The sequence below is a fragment of the Paenibacillus sp. CF384 genome, from assembly GCF_900106745.1.
Taxonomy (GTDB): Bacteria; Bacillota; Bacilli; order Paenibacillales; family Paenibacillaceae; genus Paenibacillus_Z.
In genome coordinates, this window is the sequence record NZ_FNNV01000025.1 from 1 (window position 1) to 21909 (window position 21909).

Sequence of the window (21909 nt, forward strand, 5' to 3'; positions counted from 1 at the left end):
CTTGGTGAGCCGTTACCCCACCAACTAGCTAATGCACCGCAGGCCCATCTGTAAGTGACAGCTTGCACCGTCTTTCCCAATTCAGCCATGCAGCTGAATTGCATATCCGGTATTAGCATTCGTTTCCGAATGTTATCCCGGTCTTACAGGCAGGTTGCCTACGTGTTACTCACCCGTCCGCCGCTAAGCAGGATGGAAGCAAGCTTCCATCCGACTCCGCTCGACTTGCATGTATTAGGCACGCCGCCAGCGTTCGTCCTGAGCCAGGATCAAACTCTCCATAAAAGTGGTAAGCCCGAAGGCTTGGCCATTTTTAAGAATTCGCTTGTTAGCTCATTCAAAAAACTAGCTTTGCGAAACGTTAATTTCGCGATTTATGACCATTTGACTGGTCGCTCATTGTTCAGTTTTCAAGGAACAAGTACTTCATGTTTGTGCGCCCATGTCTCAGCGGCGACTTGATTAATATATCACATTCGGCCATTCAATTGCAAGCACTTTTTTTAAAATTGTTTTTGCAACTCATGTACCTTCGAGTGACGCGAGAACTAATTTAACATATACGCGGGCTCCCGGTCAAGTGTTCTTTTATATTTATCGTTTACTAATTTGATCCACTCACAACAATGTCATTTGCAGCCCTAATATTAAAGCTATGCCAGGGATTCCGAGCAGCACCGTTGTCCCGATCGTTACCGGATTCAGCGGCACTTCCAGCCCCGAGATCAATCCCGAATAATTCAGAACGTACAACGTCAATGCTGCCGCAATGAGATGCAAAGCAAATCGCCTCACCCACTGCAGCGGCAATCGATGCCTCAGCATCACAGTAATTAGGAGCAAGGAAGATACAATTAGACTAACCAGCCAAATGTTTTTCATCCACTAAGTCCTCCTTTTAAGGCCGACCATTCGACTGGCAATCGTTTCGCTTTTCTGATCAGCATTTCGTATCGCTTCTCAGCCGCCCCTATTGCAAATATGGCGTAGTCAATTTGATCTTTGCCGAGTGCATTGTCGAAGTACCGGTATGCATTATCCCACTCCTGCTTCGCTGTCTTAATCTCTGCATAAAGCTCCACCTGCTCGTCCTGCTCACTCTTCTTCAACTTCAGCGCGGCAGCCTGTTTCTTCGTACGCAGCCATTTGGCCCACATCGCAATCACTCCTCGCTCATCTGTTTCCCTTATAGCTCGCAATTGGCACGGCATATAGTTGAAATGTATGAAAGAGAAAGAGAATTAGAACAAGCTTTCCATGCCGCGTTTATACTTCTTATATTTCAAAAGCCCCGTGAGAGCGATCTCTCACGGGGCTTTCTTACAACACAGTTATCCTAATTCCCTGCGGCCTTCAAGCGCCTTGGACAAAGTAACCTCATCGGCATATTCCAAATCGCCTCCGACCGGAAGCCCATGCGCGATACGGGTTACTTTGATGCCAAACGGTTTGACTAGCCGCGATAAGTACATCGCTGTCGCTTCGCCTTCAATATTGGGATTCGTGGCGAGAATCATCTCTTGCACCTGTTCGTCGCTCAATCGTCTCAATAGTTCAGCAATGCGGATCTCATCCGGGCCAATGCCCTCCATCGGCGATATCGCTCCTTGGAGGACATGATATTGTCCCTGAAACTCCTTCGTGCGCTCCATGGCAACCAAATCCCGCGATTCCTGAACGACACAGATAATAGAGTTATCTCTGCTCTTGTCCTGGCAAATTCGGCAAGGATCGGTATCGGTAATGTTGCAGCATACAGAGCAGTAATGCAGGTTGCGCTTGACGCTGACCAGCGCCTTCGCGAAATCTATGACATCGTCTTCCTTCATTTTCAACACATGAAAAGCCAGTCTGGCCGCCGTCTTGGGACCGATGCCCGGCAATCGGCTGAAGGCATCAATAAGTTTGGCTATCGGTTCGGGATAATACAAGGCGCAGCTCCTCTACTCGTTTGGAACGTTAGAATAGGCCCGGGATCTTCATGCCGCCCGTAAATTTGCCCATATCTTTGTTTGCCAGCTCATCTGCTTTAGTCAGTGCATCGTTAACCGCTGTCAGGACAAGATCTTGCAGCATTTCGATATCGTCTGGATCTACAGCTTCCGGCTTGATGATGATGCTTTGTACGTTCTTATGTCCGTTTATTTGTACCGTAACGACACCGCCGCCTGCAGAACCTTCGATCAGCTTCGTTCCAAGCTCCTCTTGTGCTTTAAGCATTTGCTCCTGCATTTTCTTAACTTGCTTCATCATCTGGTTCATGTTGTTCATCGTGAAAGTCACTCCTCAATTATAGTTAGATTGGTATACCCATTTGCTTTGGATAACATCAGTTGTCTTCAATGACGACAAGATCTTCGCCAAACAGCTTCACAGCCTCCTCAACCCATTCGGGTTCCGGCGGCGCCGCCCCAGTCTCATCTTGCTGAAGCATGAGCAGCTCACCTGCAGGCGCAGGTCCGTTCTCGGTTGCCGTCTGCCATTCTTTCATCATGACGGTAGCAAGACGGATCGGCCGGTTGAACGCCTCATGCAGAGCCCGTTCGATAACCTCGCGATTGGCAGGCTTCTCTGTCGTTTCCCGGTGGATGGAGTTCTTGAATGCAACAAGGATTGTATTATCAGCAGCCGAGACGGGATCGCCATTCACAAACCAAGCATGTGTCGAAATATTATTCCCTTTCACACGCTGCAGAATGTCGCTCCATCTCATGCGCACCTGCCCTGTCGCCTGGCTCTCCGCTGCAGCAAGGAATGGATCCAGCTTGACGCGGGCTATCGAGCTTGCGCCCCCGCCGGCTGCACCGCCCTTGCCGAAGTTCGAAGCACCTCGCGCGCCGCGCTGCGCTGATCCGGCCTGATCGCCGCTTGCCGCAGCACCAGCCTCAGGACGCACGCCGCTGGCCACGAGCTGCTCAATCTTGCGCTCCAGTGCATCAATACGCTGCTGCAGACGCTGCACTTCTCCGGCAGGAGCACCGCCTGTGGCAGATTCAGAGGCAACAGACGCAGAAACCGCAACCTGAGCGCCACCCGCCTCCTGCATCGTGCAGATTTTCATCAGTGCGATCTCGAATATCGTCTGCGGCAGCGCGGCATGCTTGATCTCAAGCTGATAGCCGTTAAGCACGTCTATCATGCGAAACAGCAGCTCAGCGCTGAAGGCTTCGGCAACCTCACGGTATTTGGCCTGATCGACGATCCGCTCTGTTGCGGCTTTCCCTTGTGGAGCAAGCTTCAACACGAGCAGGTCTCTGAAATAGTATATTAAGTTCTCCAGACACTTATCTGCACTCTTGCCGGCTTGCATGAGCCCTTCCACCAAGGGCATGACCGCCCCGGCATCACGTGCTCTGATGGCATCCGCTAGTTGTTCGAACTGTTCCGCAGCTAGTCCACCGGTTACATCGACGGCATCGTTCAACGTAATTCGTTCGCCGCTATAAGCCGACACCTGCTCGAGCAAGCTGATTGCATCCCGCATCCCGCCGTCCGACAGTCTCGCAATATAAGCGATTGCATCGTCTTCGGCTTCGATGCCTTCTTCGGTACAAATTTGGCGGAGACGTTCTGTCTGCTCCGGCAAAGAGACTTGACGGAAATCGAACCGCTGACAGCGTGAAATAATTGTAGCCGGCAGCTTATGCGGCTCCGTCGTCGCCAAGATGAAGATGACATGAGCCGGCGGCTCCTCGAGTGTCTTCAGCAAGGCATTGAATGCTTCGGTGGTCAGCATGTGCACTTCATCGATAATATACACTTTGAAGCGTACTTCCGAAGGTGCATAGCGAACCTTGTCCCGAATATCCCTGATTTCGTCTATACCGCGGTTGGATGCCGCATCGATCTCCACAACGTCCATAATGGTTCCGGCGGTTATGCCCCGGCACGCATCACAGACGTTACAAGGCTCGGTCGTCGGTCCACGTTCACAGTTGATGGCTTTGGCCAAAACTTTAGCCGCGGTTGTTTTCCCCGTTCCTCTTGGACCGTTAAATAAATAGGCATGCGACACACGATCCTCGCGTATCGCATTCTGCAAAGTTTGAATGATATGCTGCTGGCCGACCATGTCCTGGAACGTCTGCGGACGCCAGGCACGATATAAGGCGATATGTGACATACGTTCCGTTCCTTTCGGCTGCTTCTTTCGTAGGGCTGAAATGCCAGCCCTTCTATTATACACGATGCCGCCAGCCAAAAAAACCGTTCTCCTGCACGTTTCTTCCTTCCCCCTCGCAGAAGGCACTCAAAGTGAGGTTTAGCAAGGAAGCACAACCTGCAGAAGTGCCCCCGTCTGTCTGGCCGCTGCTGTAACACTTCCGCCAAAGTCATGCATAATTCGCTGGCAAACCGACAGCCCAAGCCCCGTTCCGTTCTGTTTCGTCGTAACGAAAGGATCGAATATTTTATCAATCAGAACAGCCGGTATGCCCGGACCTGTATCTTCAATTTCAATAAGCAGCTGCGATTTCCCGCCCGTCCGCACAACGGATCCCCTTACCGAGAGCGTACCGCCGGCCGTCATCGCTTCAATGCCGTTCTTGCATAAGTTCAGAAACACCTGCTTAAGCATTTCGGCATCTGCCAGCACCCTGGGCAGCTCCAGCTCCTCGTCCCAGATAACGTTTACATTATGAAGGAGCGCCTCGCTTGCAACAACAGGCATAATATCGCGCAGCACTGAGCCCACTTGCACAGAGCTAGTCATGACTTCCTTCGGTTTACTCAGCAGAAGAAACTCGCCAACAAGATGATTGATCCGATCCAGCTCGCCCAACATGATTTCCGTGTATTCTTTTTCTTTGTTCATTTCGCGTTCAATCATCGTTTTGCGGAACATTTGCAGGAAGCCCCGAATCGCCGTCAGCGGGTTTCGGATCTCGTGCGCAGCCCCCGCCGCAATTTGGCCAATCATGGCGAGTCGATCGCTTCGCTGCACCTGCGTCTCGAGCGACCGCAAATTGGTGACATCCTTGAATATGATGTAGGCACCTTCTCCGCCTTCTCCACAACTGCGAAGCAGGCCAACATCCATGAGCAGATCGCTTCGCTTCTCGTCGTGAATCCAAGTAATCGGATAGTTCCGAACCGGCTCCCCACTCTCCAGTGCCTGACAAATAAGTGCATATTCCTTCTCCCCGCTTGCGAAAAATGACGACAGCTGTTCATTGACGAGCGCTGACTTCGCAACGCCAAGCAATTGACAAGCAAGAGGACTGATATCGAAAATTTGCAGCGTCTCCGGATGAAGCAGGATCACGCCGATATGCTCATCCTGCAGCATGGTTTCCCCGAAACGCTCAATGAGACTTGTGCCTGGTCCGGCTTCTTGATTATATATGAAGAGCAGACAACGAATTCCCTGCTCTGTTTGTGCGACTATAGGCGCGGCTGTAGTGTGCATAACAGTACCGCCTGCTTTGCGTATATGGATCGATATGGAATCTCGAGAAGGAAGAAGCAGATGTTTCACGATTGCTTCTATAGATTGTTCAGGTTCAGAACGAAAGAGCTTGCTCTCTGCAATGCCGCGGAAAGCGGTATGAAGCAAGTCCGATTCCGTATAGCCCGTTTCTTTCAAGAACTGTGTATTAACATGGACCATGCGGGCGGACTCATCCAACACAACAATCATCGTGCCGGCGAACTGAGCACAATAATTATCAAGCGCCTGTAGACTCAAGTGAACAATAGAAGCAGATGGTATATCGTACATGCGTTATCCCCTTTACGTAGATCCAATCCGTCTCTATTCCTTTCGTCCACAAAAGTTGATAATCCTGCCAGAACAGAAAAAAACATCCTTATTGACTCATTAAGAGTCAAACAAGGATGTCGTTTGTTGTTGTTAGGACCGTGCACCTAACTTCGATTGATGTAACATGGACGGCACTTCCACTCCCAGCTCTGGTCAAGCACTCCTCCGGCACATGAGCTAACCTGCTTATGGCTGCTTCCTTCCGGACCTGACCCGTTCACAAGCGCCCATTGCGGAGGACCCAACCGTCAACACTGTTCATGAACACCAGCCCCACATCAGCATAACCTCAGAAAAGGGATTCAACCTCGCTACAGCGGATTGCGAGCTACAGGGCACCGCTACCTCCCCGTCTAGCACGGCAAAAATAAGTATAGCTTGTTCTATCTCAAAGTGCAACCGCCTATTGGTGGAAGTTGTCACTGGGTTGTCATTGGGGTCAACCTGCTGCTACCCCGCCATTCGGACATGCACCTTATAGCGAGGGAAATTATCCCGCAATACGGCAAGTGATTTTACCCGCAGCTTCTCTTTATCTACACCAGGTTTCGCCTTGATATTCACGTACATTTCAGGTCCTTGGAACATAATGTTGGTTCTTTCAATGCCACTGACCTTCTTCAGCTGCCGCTGCGCAAAATCCCCGTCGCTATCATAATTCAAGAATTGACCGTTGCGGTTGGGCAGATGGGGGTTGCTGTTGGAGAGCCCCATGTAGCCATCATGACCATACGAGTTCGAATTATAATTGTTGGTCGCGTCTTTATTGTGTCCGCATGCGGAAATCGAAATCGCAGTCATGAGTGTTAGCGCGCAAAGCAGAACATGCTTCTTTCGCATAAAAAAACCTCCCTTTAACCAATAGGATGGCTGAGGGAGGTTCTTGTATTCTGCTAATTTCCGGAAATCCCGGCCAATAAGGCTTAGATACCGTATTTCTTTTTGAATTTGTCGACGCGGCCGCCAGCATCCAGGAACTTCTGTTTACCCGTGAAGAATGGGTGACAGTTGGAGCAAATCTCTACGCGCAGGTTCTGTTTGATCGAACCAGACTCGAAGCTATTGCCACAAGCGCAAGTTACCGTTGTGATGTGGTATGTCGGATGAATACCTTGTTTCATCTCGTTCACCTCTTTCTGCCCTGAATCAACATGTGGATCCAGAGTGTGTTACAAACATATGAAGAGTATAGCATGGCCGTCTTCTGAAAAGCAATGCTTTTGTCGGTCACCCACTGCTTACCAAGCAAAGCGAGCTCTGTTAGGACTGCTTTACAGGCGCAGGAGGTACGTGGGTATAAGAGCCAATCACAACATCGGGCAGTTCATCCGCGAAGATTTCAAGCATTTGCTTCATGCCGTAGATCTCCCCTTGCGCTTTCGGAATAAGCTCCAGGTAGCTTTCCGGATCGATATTCAAATTCCGCATTTGGATGAGCTTCAAGCCTGTGCGTTTGACGAAACCGAGCATCGCTTCGATTTCTTCCTCCCGATCCGTAACACCAGGGAAAATGAGATAGTTAATGGAAGTGTAAACTCCTTTATCCGTTGCGTAGCGAAGAGATTTCTCGACATTCGCCAAGTTGTAGCCACGAGGCTTGTAATACGCGTTATAGTGATCATCGAGCGCACTGATGGTACTGACACGCATCAGATTAAGACCCGCATCCACGATGCCGCGGATGTGATCCGTCAGCCCCGCATTGGTGTTGATATTAATATAGCCCATCGAGGTCCGTTTGCGGACTTCGCGCATAGCGTCGATAATAATTCTGGCTTGCGTCGACGGCTCGCCTTCGCAGCCTTGTCCGAAGCTGATGATGGATTCCGGCGAATTGAGATGCTCCATCATCACATCGACGATCTCATCGACCGTCGGCTTAAAGTTCATGCGCGTTTGCGGTGCTACGAAGCCGCTATCGTCGGGTTGCTCCGAGATACAGCCATAACAGCCGGCATTACAGGAGAAGGAAACAGGAACTGCACCTTCCCAGCGCTGCAAGAACGTATTGGATGCCGTTAGGCACTCATAGCCAAGCGCGCAATTCGACAGATGCTTGTAGAGCCGGTTCTCCGGATATTTGGCAAGCAGTCGCTCGACTCCGACATTGAGTTCAGTCGTATCGCAGTTAAGCGGATTCCAGCGTTCCGGATCGTCGGATTTCTGCGCGGTCACATAGAAGCCGTCTTCCTTCCAAACGACAGCAGAATAACCAAAGAGCGGCAGCTTCTGCGTTTTGTCACTCTTCATATAGCCCGGGATGCATAAACGAGTATAGCCCTGCGGCAAAAGCGCTCCAACCGCCTGCACATTACCTGGCAGCGGACGCATCTCACCGGATGCATTATGAATGCCGATCGGCCGCGTATGCGGCAGTCCGACCATCGTTGCGCCTTCAGGAAGAGGAATCAGTTCATCCTCCATCAGCTCAACAATCATATCGCCACTGCGGCCAAGGCCCGTCCAATCGGGATGATCGAACAAATTACCGTGTTCGTCTGCGTAAACGAGATTCATGGTGTACCTCCTAAAAGTTTTGCCGCACGCTTCATGTAAGGCTGCGTGAGCAAAACGACTTCCATTCTATGTTACAGGTGTCGTGCGTGTTGACGGTCTTCGCGATGCGCTTGTGGCACTGTTGCTCGAGCCGGAGCTCGGTCTGCTGCCACTAGAGCTTGTGCTGGGTCTGTTTCTCGGCGCAGGTGGCGGCGTTACAGCAGAAGTGTCCAGTGAGGCCAGGAACTCCTCGTTATCCTTCGTATCGGCAAGCTTCTTCAAGAAGCCATCTACAAACTCCATGGAATCGTTCATGTTCTTGCGAATCGCCCATACTTTATCCAACTGCTCTTTGGTCAAGAGCATCTCTTCACGGCGCGTTCCCGAGCGGCGCATATCGAGCGCAGGGAAAATACGGCGTTCTGCAAGCTTACGATCCAGATGAAGCTCCATGTTGCCCGTACCTTTAAATTCTTCATAAATAATATCATCCATACGCGAGCCCGTCTCGATAAGCGCAGTTGCCAGAATTGTCAAGCTGCCGCCTTCCTCCACATTACGCGCAGAACCGAAAAACCGTTTCGGACGGTGGAATGCCGCCGGATCAATACCTCCGCTAAGCGTACGACCTGAAGCTGGCACAACCAAGTTGTATGCACGAGCAAGACGCGTGATGCTATCCAGCAAAATAACGACATCTTTCTTATGCTCCACAAGCCGCAAAGCACGCTCCAGCACCAATTCCGCTACTTTAATATGATTTTCCGGCAATTCATCGAACGTCGAAGCGACAACCTCGCCTTTCACTGAACGAGACATATCCGTTACTTCTTCCGGGCGTTCGTCAATGAGCAGTACAAATAATTCGATTTCCGGATTGTTGGTGGAAATGCTGTTGGCAATTTCTTTAAGCAGCAATGTTTTCCCCGCTTTAGGCGGTGCTACGATAAGTCCGCGCTGGCCAAGGCCAACAGGCGCAAGTAAATCCATAATCCGAGTAGATAATTTAGGCTGGGCGGTTTCGAGAACTAGTTTCTTTTCGGGATAGAGAGGAGTAAGGGCTGGAAAATGAAGGCGTTCTGCAGCATGTTCGGGGCTTTCTCCATTAACGGCATTTACTTGAAGTAATCCAAAAAAGCGTTCGTTTTCTTTGGGAGCACGGCATTTGCCAGAAACTAAATCTCCTGTGCGGAGGTCAAACTTGCGGATTTGAGAGGCTGAGATGTAGATGTCCTCTGGACTTGGCAAGTAGTTAATCGGTCGTAGAAAGCCGAAACCTTCCGGTAAAATCTCAAGTACACCTTGCATAAACATAAGTCCGCTCTGCTCTGCTTGCGCGCGCAGTATTGCAAAAATCAATTCTCTCTTCTTCAGCTGGCCATAGCCCTGAATTTGATGCTGTTTGGCCAGTTTATAAAGCTCCGTGAGCTTCATCACTTCAAGATCCGTGATCTGAAGTTCAGACATAGTATCACCACTTTTATCAAGGTTCAAGGTGAAACGGCTATCGCCGTCCTAATGGCGGCGCAGCGCATTTCACTCCGCACAAATATTTCCAAGCCTCATCCATCATTGCCGGAATCAGCCTACTCTATTCCAGCGGCTGATTCCTATAGCAGAATAGAATAGCATCCTGCTATTACCCCATTCCACCTACTCGCGCCAAACGTCTGCGCCGAGCATCCGTAAATTCTCGACTAAATTGTCATAACCACGATCAATATATTCCACGCCTGTGATCTCCGTAACGCCTTCGCTCACCGTTAATGCCGCCACGACAAGCGCCGCGCCTGCACGCAAATCAGCAGCACGTACTTTCGCCGCATTCAGTGCACCGCCTTCGACAATAGCCGAACGGCCTTCCACCCGAATGTTAGCGCCCATTCGCGTTAATTCCGGGACATGCTTGAAGCGATTGCTATAAACATAGTCACTTAGAATACTTACTCCCGAAGTCTGAGTCAACAGACTGGTCATAGGGGATTGCAAATCCGTGGCGAAGCCGGGGTACACAAGGGCTTTCACATCAATTGCTTCATACTTCGGTTGTCCTACAATACGAATGGACTCGTCCATTTCATAGACATGAACACCCATCTCTTGCAACTTAGCCGTTACTGCTTCCATATGCTTCGGAATGACATTATCAATTAATACGTCACCGCGCGTTGCCGCAGCGGCAATCATGTACGTGCCTGCTTGAATTCGGTCAGGTATGATGGAGTGCCTGCAGCCATGCAGCCGTTCAACACCTTCAATACGAATCGTTTCTGTTCCGGCACCTTTGATCTTGGCACCCATCGCGCTAAGAAGCGTAGCTACATCTATGATTTCAGGCTCTTTTGCCGCGTTTTCGATAATGGTAGAGCCCTTGGCCCGGGAGGCCGCAAGCATAATATTAATTGTCGCCCCGACACTTACAACATCGAGGTAAATCTTCGCGCCGCGCAGTTCCTTCGCCACAATCCGTACGGAGCCGTGGTCGTTGGTCACTTGTGCACCAAGCGCTTCAAAGCCTTTAATATGCTGATCGATTGGGCGAGGCTCGAAATTACAGCCGCCCGGCAAACCGATTGTCGCTTCGCCAAATCGGCCAAGCAGCGCACCCATCAAGTAATACGATGCACGAAGCAGCTTTACTTTCCCGTTGGGCATCGGAATGGATTGCATGGCGGAAGGATCAATGACGATAGAGTCTCCACTCCAATGTACATGTCCACCAAGCTCTTCTAAGATTTCACTGTATACGGCGACATCGCTAAGGTGAGGCAAATTATCAAGCGTGACCGTAGATTCTGCCAATATTGCCGCAGGTAGTAAGGCAACTGCACTATTCTTCGCGCCGCTGATTTGCACGGTGCCGCGCAGCGGACGTCCGCCGCGGATCATTAATTTATCCATCAGTTCTTATTATCCTCCCATCCGGAAGAGAGCAACAAAACGAGCAGCCGCTATCCAGTACATAACATAAACCCTATATGCCACAAAGCAAGCGCTCCTTCTATCAAGAGATTTCTTGACGGACGGGAGCGCCTGCTTCTGATTCGCGCTAAACGCGGCTGTTCGATTCTATAGCTTTCGGAAGTTAAGCCTGGTTGCTGCTGCCGAACAACCGGATTTTCTCTTGAACGACTGCTTTCATTGCGGAACGAGCTGGTACCAAGTATTTACGCGGATCGTAAACCGATGAACTTGCGCTAAGCACTTCGCGGATCGCGTTCGTGCAAGCCACTTGGTTCTCTGTATTTACGTTGATTTTGCCTACGCCTGCAGCGATGGACAAACGAATCGCTTCGTCTGGTACGCCGGAACCGCCGTGCAATACAACCGGTACTGGAATAGCATCCGATACTTTTTGAATGATATCATAATGAATTTTAGGTTCGCCTTTGTACATACCGTGAGCTGTACCAACAGCAATAGCCAAGCAGTCAACGCCTGTTTCTTCGTAGAAACGGATTGCTTCTGCCGGCTTAGCAAGCGATGCATCTTCTTCGTCAACGCTGATATCATCCTCAACGCCGCCGATTGTGCCAAGCTCGCCTTCAACGGATACGCCCATAGCGCGAGCCGCTTTAACCACTTGTTTAGTCAATTCGATATTTTCTTCTAGTCCGTAGTGGGAACCGTCAAACATAACGGAAGAGAATCCTGCACGGATACATTTCATCGCAACTTCAAAGCTGCTGCCGTGATCCAGGTGAAGTGCGATTGGCAAACCGGATTTCTTCGCTGCTGCTTCTGCAATAGCAACTGTGTACTCGATACCCATATATTTAAGGGCGCCTTCAGATACACCAAAAATAAATGGCGCGTTTTCTTCCATTGCGGCTTCTGTGATCGCTTGCGCGAACTCCAGGTTGTTCATATTGAACTGACCGACCGCGAATTTGTTTGCTTTTGCCTTTGGCAGGAATTCATTCATCGAAACGAGTGGCATGGTTCTCTACTCCTCCTAGTGTTTTATGAAGCATAGCGCTTCATAAATTTGTCTTTGATATGCGACGCTTCGCAAAACCGCCTCAGCACGAGTGCCGACAACCGGCATTGAAGACATGCGCTTATATAACGAAAACACGCTTCAAATATCGCACCAAATGATTATAACACAATCATGAATCGTTTGGTACAAGTCTTGGAAATCGATGCAGCGCGCAGCTGAATGCGGACAAAAAAAAGCAGCAGGACCCTTGTGCTTAGGATCCTACTGCATACCAGCCGCCAGCTTCTTCGCTGCGCAGTTGTAAGTTAACCGCCATTCGCATCTCATCAATATCGAACGGCTTAGTGAAATGCATAAGCGCGCCGTGATCAGTCGCTTCTTTAATCATGTCAAGCTCGCCATAAGCGGTCATCATGATGACTTTAATGTCTTTGTTGATCGCTTTGACATGCTTTAATATTTCCAATCCGTCCATACCCGGAATTTTCATATCAAGCAAAACGAGATCCGGTGCTTCGTTTCTCACAATTTCCAATGCGATCTTGCCGTTAGGCGCTTGGAACGTTGTGTAGCCCTCGCTGCTGAACACTTCCATCAGCAATATACGAATACCATTCTGATCATCGACAATTAAGACTTTCTTGTTTTCCAACTTGAAACCCTCCTATGAATGTACGACAACCATCGTCACGATTGGATTTGTATTCCATATTCGTTAATGATTTCGAGCCACAGCACTCATATTCCTGCTTTTGCTGGAAAAAAACTTCAAGACGATTAATTCTCTGCTTTCTCTAGCGCCGCTCTTACGAAACCACGGAACAATGGCTGTGGTCTGTTCGGACGGGAAGTAAACTCAGGATGGAATTGAACAGCCAGGAACCACGGGTGTCCCGGAAGCTCAACCATCTCAACAAGACGGCCATCCGGGGATGTACCCGTAATGCGCAGACCTGCGGATTCGATCGTTTCACGGTATTCATTGTTGAACTCATAACGGTGGCGGTGACGCTCGTATACAAGCTCATCATCGTACTCACGCGCGGACAAAGAGCCCGGCGTCAGCTTACAAGGATATAGTCCAAGGCGCATCGTGCCACCCATATCTTCAATGTCCTTCTGCTCCGGAAGCAGGTCAATAACCGGATATTGCGTAAGCGGGTTGATCTCGGAGCTGTTCGCATCCTTCAATCCCGATACATTTCGTGCATATTCAATGACGGCTACTTGCATGCCCAAGCAAATACCGAAGAACGGCACTGCGTTCTCACGCGCATAACGAATCGCGATGATTTTACCTTCGATACCGCGATCGCCGAAGCCGCCCGGTACCAAGACGCCGTGCACGCCGTGCAATTTATCCGCTACGTTCTGATCAGTCAATTCTTCTGCATTCACCCAGCGCAACTTCACATCCGCATCTGCGTCGAAGCCTGCGTGGCTCAGCGATTCCACGATGCTCAAGTAAGCATCATGAAGCGCAACGTACTTACCGACAATCGCGATCTCAGTTGTGCGGCTAAGCTGCTTCACGCGGCGAACGAGTGCTTCCCATTCCGTCATATCAGGAGGCGTGGTTGTCAGCTTCAAGTGATTCACAACGATATCATCGAGGCCTTGCTCTCGTAGATTCAGCGGCACTTCGTAGAGTGTCGATGCATCACGGCATTCCACAACGGCATTCGCATCAATGTCGCAGAACAGCGCGATTTTGCGTTTCAAATCGTCTGCCAGCTCATGCTCCGTACGACAAACGATCACATTCGGCTGAATCCCGATGCTTCTCAGTTCCTTCACGCTATGCTGTGTCGGCTTGGTCTTTACTTCGCCTGCTGCTTTAATGAACGGAATCAGCGTAACGTGAATGTACATCACGTTATCACGACCGATATCGCTCTTAATTTGACGAATCGCTTCCAAGAACGGAAGGCTCTCGATATCGCCTACTGTACCGCCGATCTCCGTAATAACGACATCCGCACCTGTTTCTTTCCCTGCACGGAATACGCGATCCTTGATCTCGTTCGTGATGTGGGGAATAACTTGAACCGTTCCGCCCAAATACTCGCCGCGACGTTCTTTCGAAATAACGGTGGAGTAGATTTTGCCCGTTGTCACGTTGCTGTTCTTCGACAAATTGATGTCAATGAAACGCTCATAGTGACCCAAATCCAAATCCGTCTCGGCACCATCGTCCGTTACGAAAACTTCACCGTGCTGGTATGGACTCATCGTTCCCGGGTCCACGTTGATGTACGGGTCGAACTTCTGGATCGTTACTTTCAGACCGCGATTCTTGAGCAAACGTCCGAGAGATGCGGCCGTGATCCCTTTGCCCAGCGATGATACGACACCGCCTGTTACGAAAATGTACTTAGTCACTGATGATACCCTCCACGCCTGTATGTTAAGTATAGGTTCTCCAATTTCCGAAGAAAAATGGTCGATAAAAAAGAAAAAAGTGACACCCGTATAAACGGGGCACTTTCTGTTTTTGGCTTATTGCCTGCATGTCCGAACTTGAAGCCCATGCAATAGTTTACTCTGCGCAGATACCCCATGTCAAGAGACGCAGGGGTCCCGCAGATTCGAATCTATTTGTCTTCTTCGTCTTCCTCGTCGTCGAAGTCATCCTCAGCATCTTCTTCGTCAGCCGCACCATCTGCGCCTTCTCCGTCTTCAATGCCGTCTTCTTCAAGCTCTTCATCGTCGATGACAACTTCTTCGTCGCCTTCCGCTTCTTCTTCCGCTTCGTCGAAGAGTTCTTGATCCTCATCATAAGAATCGAAGTCGTCCTCTTCAGCAGCGTAAGTTTCCTCTTCCTCGTCCGGATAGAGATCGTCGTCGTCCTCTTCATCATTGATGATACGGGAACGCTTCGCATTGCCGACCGGATCCTCGTTCTTCTCAACCGGATACCAGCGTTTCAATCCCCACATATTGCTTCCGACGCACGCGAAACGACCGTCGATATTAATTTCCGTATATACTTGCGCAATCACTTGGTTGATTTGATCTTGGGAAAAGCCCCGAACTTTGGCAATCTCCATCATTAGGTCGCGATAGTAAAACGGCGTATTCGCCGCTTTAAGCAATTCAAATGCCAAATCAACCATCGGCATTTCCTTGATGCGCTCAGAATCGATTTTCAAGACAATCTCGCTGCTCATTTCGGACACTTCCTCTCATGTCAAACTGCTTGAACGCTAGAAAACCGACTTCGCTGTCCTAGCAGGAGAAATCGTTTTGCGCGTTAGCAATCCATTATCAAATTATAGTAAAACCTATTTCTTTGGAAAAAGCAAGCGCCCCCCGCCTATGAGAGCAAAAAGAAAAAGCGAAGGAGGCGCCTTCGCTTTGACTGTATCCTTCCGGATGAGGCGTTGCCGCTGTTTCCGGTATAAGAGCCCGTTAATGACTCTTGGTCTATTCTATGTGCCCGTACGGCGAATGACACGGTTTGCAGCCTAATTATGTGAAAAAAGGCAAGTTGCTCATACAGCTTGTTGCGCTCGTTCATACAATACTGCAGCATGATTCGCCATGGAGGGGAAGCCAACTTGGACAGATCCGCAGTTCTCCGCCTGCTGCACAGCGCATTAACTCATACCACGTCAGCCGCCAAGCGACGAATCGTCCGCTTTCGGCAAAAGAGCGACTATGAGCGCTTCCTTCAAGAATGGTCGAATATCGACAAAACCGTGGCGAATGCGGCCGGCGCCATCCGTCATTTGCCATTCATTCAAGGCTTTTCTTTGCGCGTGCCGAATGACGTACTTCGCTCTCATACCCATGACGGAATTTGGATCGAGAATGACCCGCTCCTATCGGTGCATTCCTCCTCCATATATAAACCTGTACTCCGTGAGAAAGGGATCCCTTGGGGCGTGCAGGAAATCAAAGCGCCGCTTGCTTGGAGTACAACCACCGGGCACCGCGTGAAGGTGGGCGTCATTGATACCGGCGTGGATTTCAGTCATCCGGATTTGAAGCAATCGCTGGGCCGGGGCATCAACCTGCTTAATCGCGGGTCGCTTCCGCATGATGACAATGGACACGGCACCCATATTGCCGGCACCATCGCTGCGGCCAATCAAATGCATGGCATGATCGGCGTCGCTCCGCGTGCCACGGTCTATCCCGTGAAAGCATTCGATCAGAACGGAAGCGCCTTTGTCTCTGATATCGTACTCGGCATCGATTGGTGCGTGCGCAACAATATGGATATCGTGAATATGAGCTTCGGCATGAAAACACGGAGCAAGTCGCTGCTGACCGCCGTAACCAACGCTTACAATGCAGGCGTCATTATCGTCGCGTCTTCCGGCAACGATGGCAAACGGAAGTCAATTGACTACCCGGCACGTTACCCGCAAACCATTGCCGTCGGTGCAACGAACCGGCTGCGAAGGATCGCCCCGTTCAGCAACCGCGGACTGTATATCGACGTGTACGCCCCGGGCGACAAGATTCTCTCCTCTTGGCTGCGAGGCAAATACAACGAAATGAGCGGCACCTCCATGGCCACCTCACATGTGAGCGGCGCCATCGCTTTGCTTCTTGCTCACCGTCCGGGGTTATCGCCAAATGACATCAAGGCTGTCGTCAAACGATCCATGCTGCCTTTAAGGGGCACAAAAGCTCCCCGGATAACCGGAGAGCTCGATGTAATGCGAATGCTTCAGGCCGGGGACCGATAAGGTTCGCGGCCTTGATTGTTTAATGGGCTACATGCGCTCCGGCGCGGAAACGCCGACAAGGCGCAGAACGTTCGCAATAGCTGTACGAGTCGCACCAAGCAGGGCGAAGCGAGCTTGCGTTTGAGCCGCGTCTTCTGTAATGACGCGATCTGCGCGGTAGTAGCTGTGGAACTGCGACGCCAGCTCGTAAACGTAGCGAATCAGGCGATGTGGTGCGTATAGCGAAGCGGCATCCGCGATTTCCTGCGGCAGCTCGCCGATTTTGCGGAGAAGATCGAATTCATGCTCCGTAGTCAGCTGGCTCAGATCCACTTCCGCAAGCGGCAGGATCGCAATGCCTTGCTCTTCGGCCTGACGGAAAATGCTGCAGATCCGCGCATGCGCGTATTGCACATAGAATACCGGATTCTCATTGGAAGTCGAGATCGCGAGATCCATATCAAAATCAAGATGGGAGTCCATCGAACGCATCGTGAAGAAGTAACGAATCGCATCGATACCCACTTCCTCGCGCAGGTCTTCCATCGTCACGGCTTTACCTGTCCGCTTGGACATCTTGACCTTCTCGCCGTTCTGGAACAAGCTCACCATCTGCGCGATCAAGACAACAAGCTTCTGAGGATCGTTGCCCAGTGCTTCCATAGCCGCTTTCACGCGCGGAATGTAGCCGTGGTGGTCGGCGCCCCAGATGTTGATCATTTTGTCGAAGCCGCGGCCGAATTTGTCGCGGTGGTAAGCGATGTCCGGCGTCAAATAAGTATACGAGCCGTCATTCTTCACAAGCACGCGATTCTTGTCGTCTCCGTAAGCCATCGTGTTCAGCCACGTAGCGCCGCCTTCTTCGAATACTTGACCACGCTCGCGAAGCGCTGCCAGCGCCTGCTCGACTTGGCCGGATTGGTAGAGCGAAGTTTCGCTGAACCATACGTCGAATTCCACGCGGAAGTCGCCGAGATCGCGCTTGATCTTATTCAGCTCGCGCTCCAAGCCGTAGTCACGGAAGAAGGTGAACCGCTCTTCGTCCGACAGCGACAGCAGGCGGTCGCCTTCGGAATCGGCAAGTTCCTTCGCGAAGCCCTTGATGTCTTCGCCGTGGTAACCGTCTTCCGGCATTGCCGCATCTTTCCCAAGCGCCTGCTTGTAACGAGCCTCAATTGAAAGCGCCAGATTAGCAACCTGATTGCCCGCATCGTTAATGTAGTACTCTCTCGTAACCTTGTACCCTGCAAAATCAAGTACATTACATAGTGCGTCACCAACTGCTGCACCGCGAGCATGACCCAAATGCAGGCTGCCTGTCGGGTTAGCGCTGACGAATTCCACTTGCACGGTCTCACCCGCTCCGGTATCGATACGTCCGTAGTCCGCACCTTGCTCAAGCACTTGACCCACTACCGGATACAAGTAGCTGCGGTCCATCCGGAAGTTGATGAAGCCGGGACCTGCAATCTCTGCGCCTTGAATCGAAGCCTTCTTCATATCCAGATTCGCAATGATCGCTTCAGCGATTTGACGCGGGTTCTTCTTCGCCAGCTTCGTCAGCTGCATCGCCGCATTGGTGGCGAGATCGCCATGCGCCTTATCCTTCGGTACTTCCAGCACAAATACCGGAAGCTCTTCACGGGCTGCCAGCCCTGCCGTTACGACCGCATCCGCGATCGCTTGTTTCACCTGCTCGTGCAGCTGTACTATCACATTCGTTGTCATGTAAGTCTTCAATCCCCCTGGTTCGCTTATCAATCTGTAAGTTATAGCTCTTCCGCCTGCAGCCGAAGCTGGAACTCTCCTGTCGGTTCATCGTTAACTAGCAGTGTATAATGCCATTCGAGCAGCATCGGCAGATCCGGCTTTAACTGGCCGTCGCTCGGTCCGGTCTTGGTTAAATCGCCAAACTGAACCCAAAGCAGCTTCGTCTCCGTCTCCAAATGAAAGGCGGCATGCGCCGATTCATAATGACCGGTACGCTTGGTGCCGGCGACAAATGTCTGCAGCGACTCTACATCGCCGCGGCGCGTGACACTAAGCTCGCCGTCCCGATAGCGAATGATCGTCCGCACGACGCTGTCGCCTTCACCCTCGCTCGTTTCCTCGTATCGGACAAATACAGAGGAGCCCTTGCGAAACCATTCACCGCTAAACGTATTCTGTTCCACTTCCCCATCGATGTCGCTTCTCAGTGATATCGTTACATTCGCTCTGTCTGTCATGATCACGGTCTCCCGTCGCCTGAAATGCTTATGTCCTCATCATATACAGGAGCACCCCTAATTTCAATGCCCGCGCCTATAGCCGAGCGCTTCTAGATCTGTTCAGGCGTCCGTAACCCGAGCAGGGCAAGCCCCGAACGCAGTACGCCTGCAACCGCAGCAGTCAGCAGCAGCTTCGCTTCGGTTTCCGCGGAGTCTTCCGTAAGAATGCGCTCCTGGTGGTAGAAACGATTGAAGCGTTTGGCCGCATCGAGCAGGAAACGCGCTACAACCGCCGGTTCATTCTGGCGAAGCGCGCCGGCTATCGCTTCGGGATAGGCAGCCAGCAGCTTCATGCACTCCCATGCCGCCGGCCCCGAGAGATAGCCCGCCAGCTCGCTGCCGGTAACTGCTCCAGATAAACTGCGCGATTCGGTTTCCGCCAGCGTCAGCTTTCCTTTGGCCAGCAGCTTGAAGGCTCTAGCCGCGGTGTACTGCACATAGGGACCGGTTTCCCCTTCGAAGCGAAGCGCTTCATCCAGCGAGAAATCCACCTCCAGCATCCGATGGTGAAGCAAATCGCCGAACACAATTGCGCCAATGCCGACAGCCTCGGCGGTCTCCTGCGCATCCGCGAGATCGGGATTCTTCTCTGCAATAATCGCCGCAGCCTTGGATACCGCCTCGTCCAGCACCTCATCCAGGAAGATAACCTGACCTCTGCGCGTGGACATTTTACGGCCTTCGAATTTCATCAGCCCAAATGCCAGATGGCGGCACTGGTCTGCCACTTCTTCACCCATGCACTTCAAGACGGCGAACACTTGTTGAAAATGCAGCTTCTGTTCCGCGCCTACCACATACAGCAGCAAATCCCCGCCCATCTCCTTCTTCCGATAGAGCGCCGTAGCGAGATCACGCGTTGGGTAAATGGTCGTGCCGTCCGACTTCAGGATGAGGCATGGCGGCAAGCCTTCCTCTTCCAAACGGACCACCTGCGCACCGTTGCTTTCTTCAAGGAGCTCTAGCTCTTGCAAGCGCGAGACGACAGCAGCCATCTTGTCGTTATAGAAGCTCTCACCCAGCGTATAGTCGAATTGCACACCAAGACGGCTGTACACACGGTCAAATTCCTCCATGCTGAACGATACAAAATAACGCCATAACCGATGCGCTTCCTCATCATCGTTCTCCAGCTTCCAGAACCAGTGGCGCGCCTTGTCTTCCAAAGTCGGGTCCTTCTCCGCTTCCTCATGGAACTTGACGTACAAACGCAAGCTCTCGCGAATCGGCTCTTCCTTGAGCTTCGCTTCGTCGCCCCAGCGCATATAGGCTTCCATCAGCTTGCCGAATTGCGTACCCCAGTCGCCGATATGGTTGACGGTGACGACCTCATAGCCGCAGCTGCGGTACATCTGAGCGAGCGCATTGCCGATCATCGTAGAGCGCAGGTGACCGACGCCGAAAGGTTTCGCAATATTCGGGGAGGACATATCCATGATGACGCGCTGACCTGCCCCGATCTGCGATTGCCCGAAGTCGGCAAGCAGCAGCGGCGCAAGGAGCTTCGGTGCCCACTCTTCCCGTACAAGGAAGAGATTCAAGTAAGGGCCTTTGGCTTCAGCGCGAATAGTCGGTGACACGCTCGTGCCGGCACTGTCATCGCCGATCTGCTTCGCGAGCTCTGCGGCTATTGCCGCCGGCGCACGTTTCAGTTCACGCGATAGGGCAAAGCAAGGGAATGCGACATCACCAAGCTCCGGATTAGGCGGGAGCTCCAGCAGCGATACGATGTCTTCGTAAGTCAGCGTCGGTACATGCGGCTGCAGCTGTGCAGCGGTCCACTGCAATAACAGGTTCATCATGATCATCCTCCCCGAATATGGTCACAACCCTCTAGAGACAAATAAAACCCCCGTCTCTAATAAAGAGACGGAGGTTGATTTCCGCGGTACCACTCTTCTGGTTTTCATTATGGCTGCGCAAACAACGAATATCTAACGGCGGCGGCCATGCCGAAAACCTCTCAAGCACGATAACGGGGTGACCGGATTCATCTACTTACAGAGGCGCACTTCACCGAGCCCCCTGCATGTTCAATGGATCTACTCCCGGGTCCGCTTCCCTTACGCCGCTGCGCCGGCTTTCACCAAGGATGATTCGCTCATCCAGCCCGGCTCGCTGCTAGCACCGATCTGCAAGGTACTGTCCCGTTCATCGTATGTAGCTGTTATAACTGACTGTATTTCCCCTATTATATGCAACCTCGCCAAAAAAGCAAGCCTCTTTATAAGGTTTGCCTAGGTCTGCTCGAGCGGAATTAAGTATGGCAGCAAAATGCGCCAAGCTTCGATCCGATCTGCAGTCGTGCGCATCGCAGCCGTTGGTATCGGACTGGTCGACGGCAGCTTGAGCAGCGTGATGCCACTGCGTTCTGGCAAGTTCCGGAAATACTTTAAGAACGTGTCATGCGACTTGGCGCCGTTGCACACGATGCATTGAATATCCGGATACTCCGCAAGCAAACCGGGAATATCATTGGGTTGTTCCTCGCGAATGTTCGCATCGAGACTTCCCTCCCGCTGGCAGGAAGCAATGACGTCCCAGAGCGCAATTCCCCGAGCCTTGGCAAAAGCGAGCCGCTCCTCGTAATCTTCAGCCGGCGTTTGGCCGAACAAGCCATACACCACCGGCCATAGATGATTGCGCGGATGAGCGTAATATTGATGCTTCGCAAGCGAAGCCGTTCCCGGCATGCTGCCAAGGACAAGCACCCGCGCACAAGCGCCGATCTCCGGCGGAAATGAATGTACGGTCATGAAG

General features: G+C 51.5%; 20 protein-coding genes, 1 rRNA gene, 1 other RNA gene and 1 other annotated feature. Of the genes, 1 reads left to right on the plus strand and 21 read right to left on the minus strand.

Annotated elements, in window-relative coordinates; all coding sequences use genetic code 11:
• From BLW29_RS28115 to rpoE, 17 genes are all read right to left on the minus strand, one after another.
• Positions 1-285, minus strand: a 16S ribosomal RNA gene (locus tag BLW29_RS28115); the annotation flags it as partial.
• A gap of 333 nt (positions 286-618) precedes the next feature.
• On the minus strand, positions 619-882 hold the full coding sequence (locus tag BLW29_RS28120) for a pro-sigmaK processing inhibitor BofA family protein (protein ID WP_090985966.1): 264 nt from the start codon (positions 880-882) through the stop codon (positions 619-621).
• A complete protein-coding gene (locus BLW29_RS28125; protein WP_090985968.1) occupies positions 879-1157 on the minus strand; it encodes a DUF2508 family protein in 279 nt (92 codons plus the stop codon). Before BLW29_RS28125 ends, BLW29_RS28120 begins: the two co-directional genes overlap by 4 nt.
• Positions 1158-1331: 174 nt before the next feature.
• Positions 1332-1931 carry a recombination mediator RecR gene (recR, locus tag BLW29_RS28130; protein WP_090985970.1) on the minus strand — a complete coding sequence of 200 codons (600 nt, stop codon included), beginning with the start codon at positions 1929-1931 and terminating at the stop codon, positions 1332-1334.
• A 28-nt stretch (positions 1932-1959) separates the two neighbouring features.
• Positions 1960-2271, minus strand: a complete 312-nt coding sequence (locus BLW29_RS28135; protein WP_090985971.1) for a YbaB/EbfC family nucleoid-associated protein — start codon at positions 2269-2271, stop codon at positions 1960-1962.
• Positions 2272-2329: 58 nt separating this feature from the next.
• Positions 2330-4123: a DNA polymerase III subunit gamma/tau gene (dnaX, locus tag BLW29_RS28140; protein ID WP_090986050.1), complete on the minus strand. Its 1794-nt coding sequence runs from the start codon at positions 4121-4123 to the stop codon at positions 2330-2332.
• A 138-nt stretch (positions 4124-4261) separates the two neighbouring features.
• On the minus strand, positions 4262-5719 hold the full coding sequence (locus BLW29_RS28145; protein WP_256209005.1) for an ATP-binding protein: 1458 nt from the start codon (positions 5717-5719) through the stop codon (positions 4262-4264).
• Between the two features lie 138 nt (positions 5720-5857).
• Positions 5858-6123: signal recognition particle sRNA large type (gene ffs / locus BLW29_RS28150), an RNA gene on the minus strand.
• 88 nt (positions 6124-6211) lie between these two features.
• The gene (locus BLW29_RS28155; RefSeq protein WP_090985973.1) at positions 6212-6601 is read right to left on the minus strand and encodes a hypothetical protein; all 390 of its coding nucleotides are present in this window, start codon (positions 6599-6601) and stop codon (positions 6212-6214) included.
• A gap of 83 nt (positions 6602-6684) precedes the next feature.
• Positions 6685-6882 (minus strand): 50S ribosomal protein L31, encoded by a 198-nt coding sequence (gene rpmE, locus BLW29_RS28160; protein ID WP_090985975.1) that lies wholly within the window; start codon positions 6880-6882, stop codon positions 6685-6687.
• Positions 6883-7021: 139 nt separating this feature from the next.
• Entirely contained in the window at positions 7022-8278 is a 1257-nt protein-coding gene (locus tag BLW29_RS28165; RefSeq protein WP_090985977.1) for a radical SAM family protein, read from the minus strand.
• Between the two features lie 66 nt (positions 8279-8344).
• Positions 8345-9724: a transcription termination factor Rho gene (rho, locus tag BLW29_RS28170; RefSeq protein WP_090985979.1), complete on the minus strand. Its 1380-nt coding sequence runs from the start codon at positions 9722-9724 to the stop codon at positions 8345-8347.
• A gap of 186 nt (positions 9725-9910) precedes the next feature.
• Positions 9911-11158 carry a UDP-N-acetylglucosamine 1-carboxyvinyltransferase gene (locus BLW29_RS28175; protein ID WP_090985981.1) on the minus strand — a complete coding sequence of 416 codons (1248 nt, stop codon included), beginning with the start codon at positions 11156-11158 and terminating at the stop codon, positions 9911-9913.
• A gap of 184 nt (positions 11159-11342) precedes the next feature.
• Complete coding sequence (fba, locus tag BLW29_RS28180) at positions 11343-12197, minus strand: class II fructose-1,6-bisphosphate aldolase (RefSeq protein ID WP_090985983.1); 855 nt, start codon at positions 12195-12197, stop codon at positions 11343-11345.
• A gap of 256 nt (positions 12198-12453) precedes the next feature.
• Positions 12454-12852, minus strand: a complete 399-nt coding sequence (locus BLW29_RS28185; RefSeq protein ID WP_090985985.1) for a response regulator — start codon at positions 12850-12852, stop codon at positions 12454-12456.
• 125 nt (positions 12853-12977) lie between these two features.
• Positions 12978-14582 carry a CTP synthase gene (locus BLW29_RS28190; RefSeq protein ID WP_090985987.1) on the minus strand — a complete coding sequence of 535 codons (1605 nt, stop codon included), beginning with the start codon at positions 14580-14582 and terminating at the stop codon, positions 12978-12980.
• A 212-nt stretch (positions 14583-14794) separates the two neighbouring features.
• Entirely contained in the window at positions 14795-15370 is a 576-nt protein-coding gene (gene rpoE, locus BLW29_RS28195) for a DNA-directed RNA polymerase subunit delta (RefSeq protein ID WP_090985988.1), read from the minus strand.
• 390 nt (positions 15371-15760) lie between these two features.
• Between rpoE and BLW29_RS28200 the strand changes: the two genes are divergently transcribed.
• Positions 15761-16900 (plus strand): S8 family peptidase, encoded by a 1140-nt coding sequence (locus BLW29_RS28200; RefSeq protein ID WP_256209008.1) that lies wholly within the window; start codon positions 15761-15763, stop codon positions 16898-16900.
• A gap of 27 nt (positions 16901-16927) precedes the next feature.
• Here the strand turns inward: BLW29_RS28200 and argS (BLW29_RS28205) are convergent, their stop codons facing one another.
• The 4 genes from argS (BLW29_RS28205) to BLW29_RS28220 all read right to left on the minus strand — a co-directional run bounded on the left by argS (BLW29_RS28205) (position 16928) and on the right by BLW29_RS28220 (position 21905).
• Positions 16928-18607: an arginine--tRNA ligase gene (argS, locus tag BLW29_RS28205; RefSeq protein ID WP_090985990.1), complete on the minus strand. Its 1680-nt coding sequence runs from the start codon at positions 18605-18607 to the stop codon at positions 16928-16930.
• 41 nt (positions 18608-18648) lie between these two features.
• The gene (locus BLW29_RS28210) at positions 18649-19107 is read right to left on the minus strand and encodes a YwiB family protein (RefSeq protein ID WP_090985991.1); all 459 of its coding nucleotides are present in this window, start codon (positions 19105-19107) and stop codon (positions 18649-18651) included.
• Positions 19108-19199: 92 nt separating this feature from the next.
• Positions 19200-20942, minus strand: coding sequence for an arginine--tRNA ligase (argS, locus tag BLW29_RS28215; RefSeq protein ID WP_371264823.1), 1743 nt, complete (start codon positions 20940-20942; stop codon positions 19200-19202).
• 69 nt (positions 20943-21011) lie between these two features.
• Positions 21012-21313: a binding site (T-box leader), on the minus strand.
• Positions 21314-21386: 73 nt separating this feature from the next.
• A complete protein-coding gene (locus BLW29_RS28220) occupies positions 21387-21905 on the minus strand; it encodes a DNA-deoxyinosine glycosylase (RefSeq protein WP_090985993.1) in 519 nt (172 codons plus the stop codon).
• Between the last annotated feature and the right edge of the window lie 4 nt (positions 21906-21909).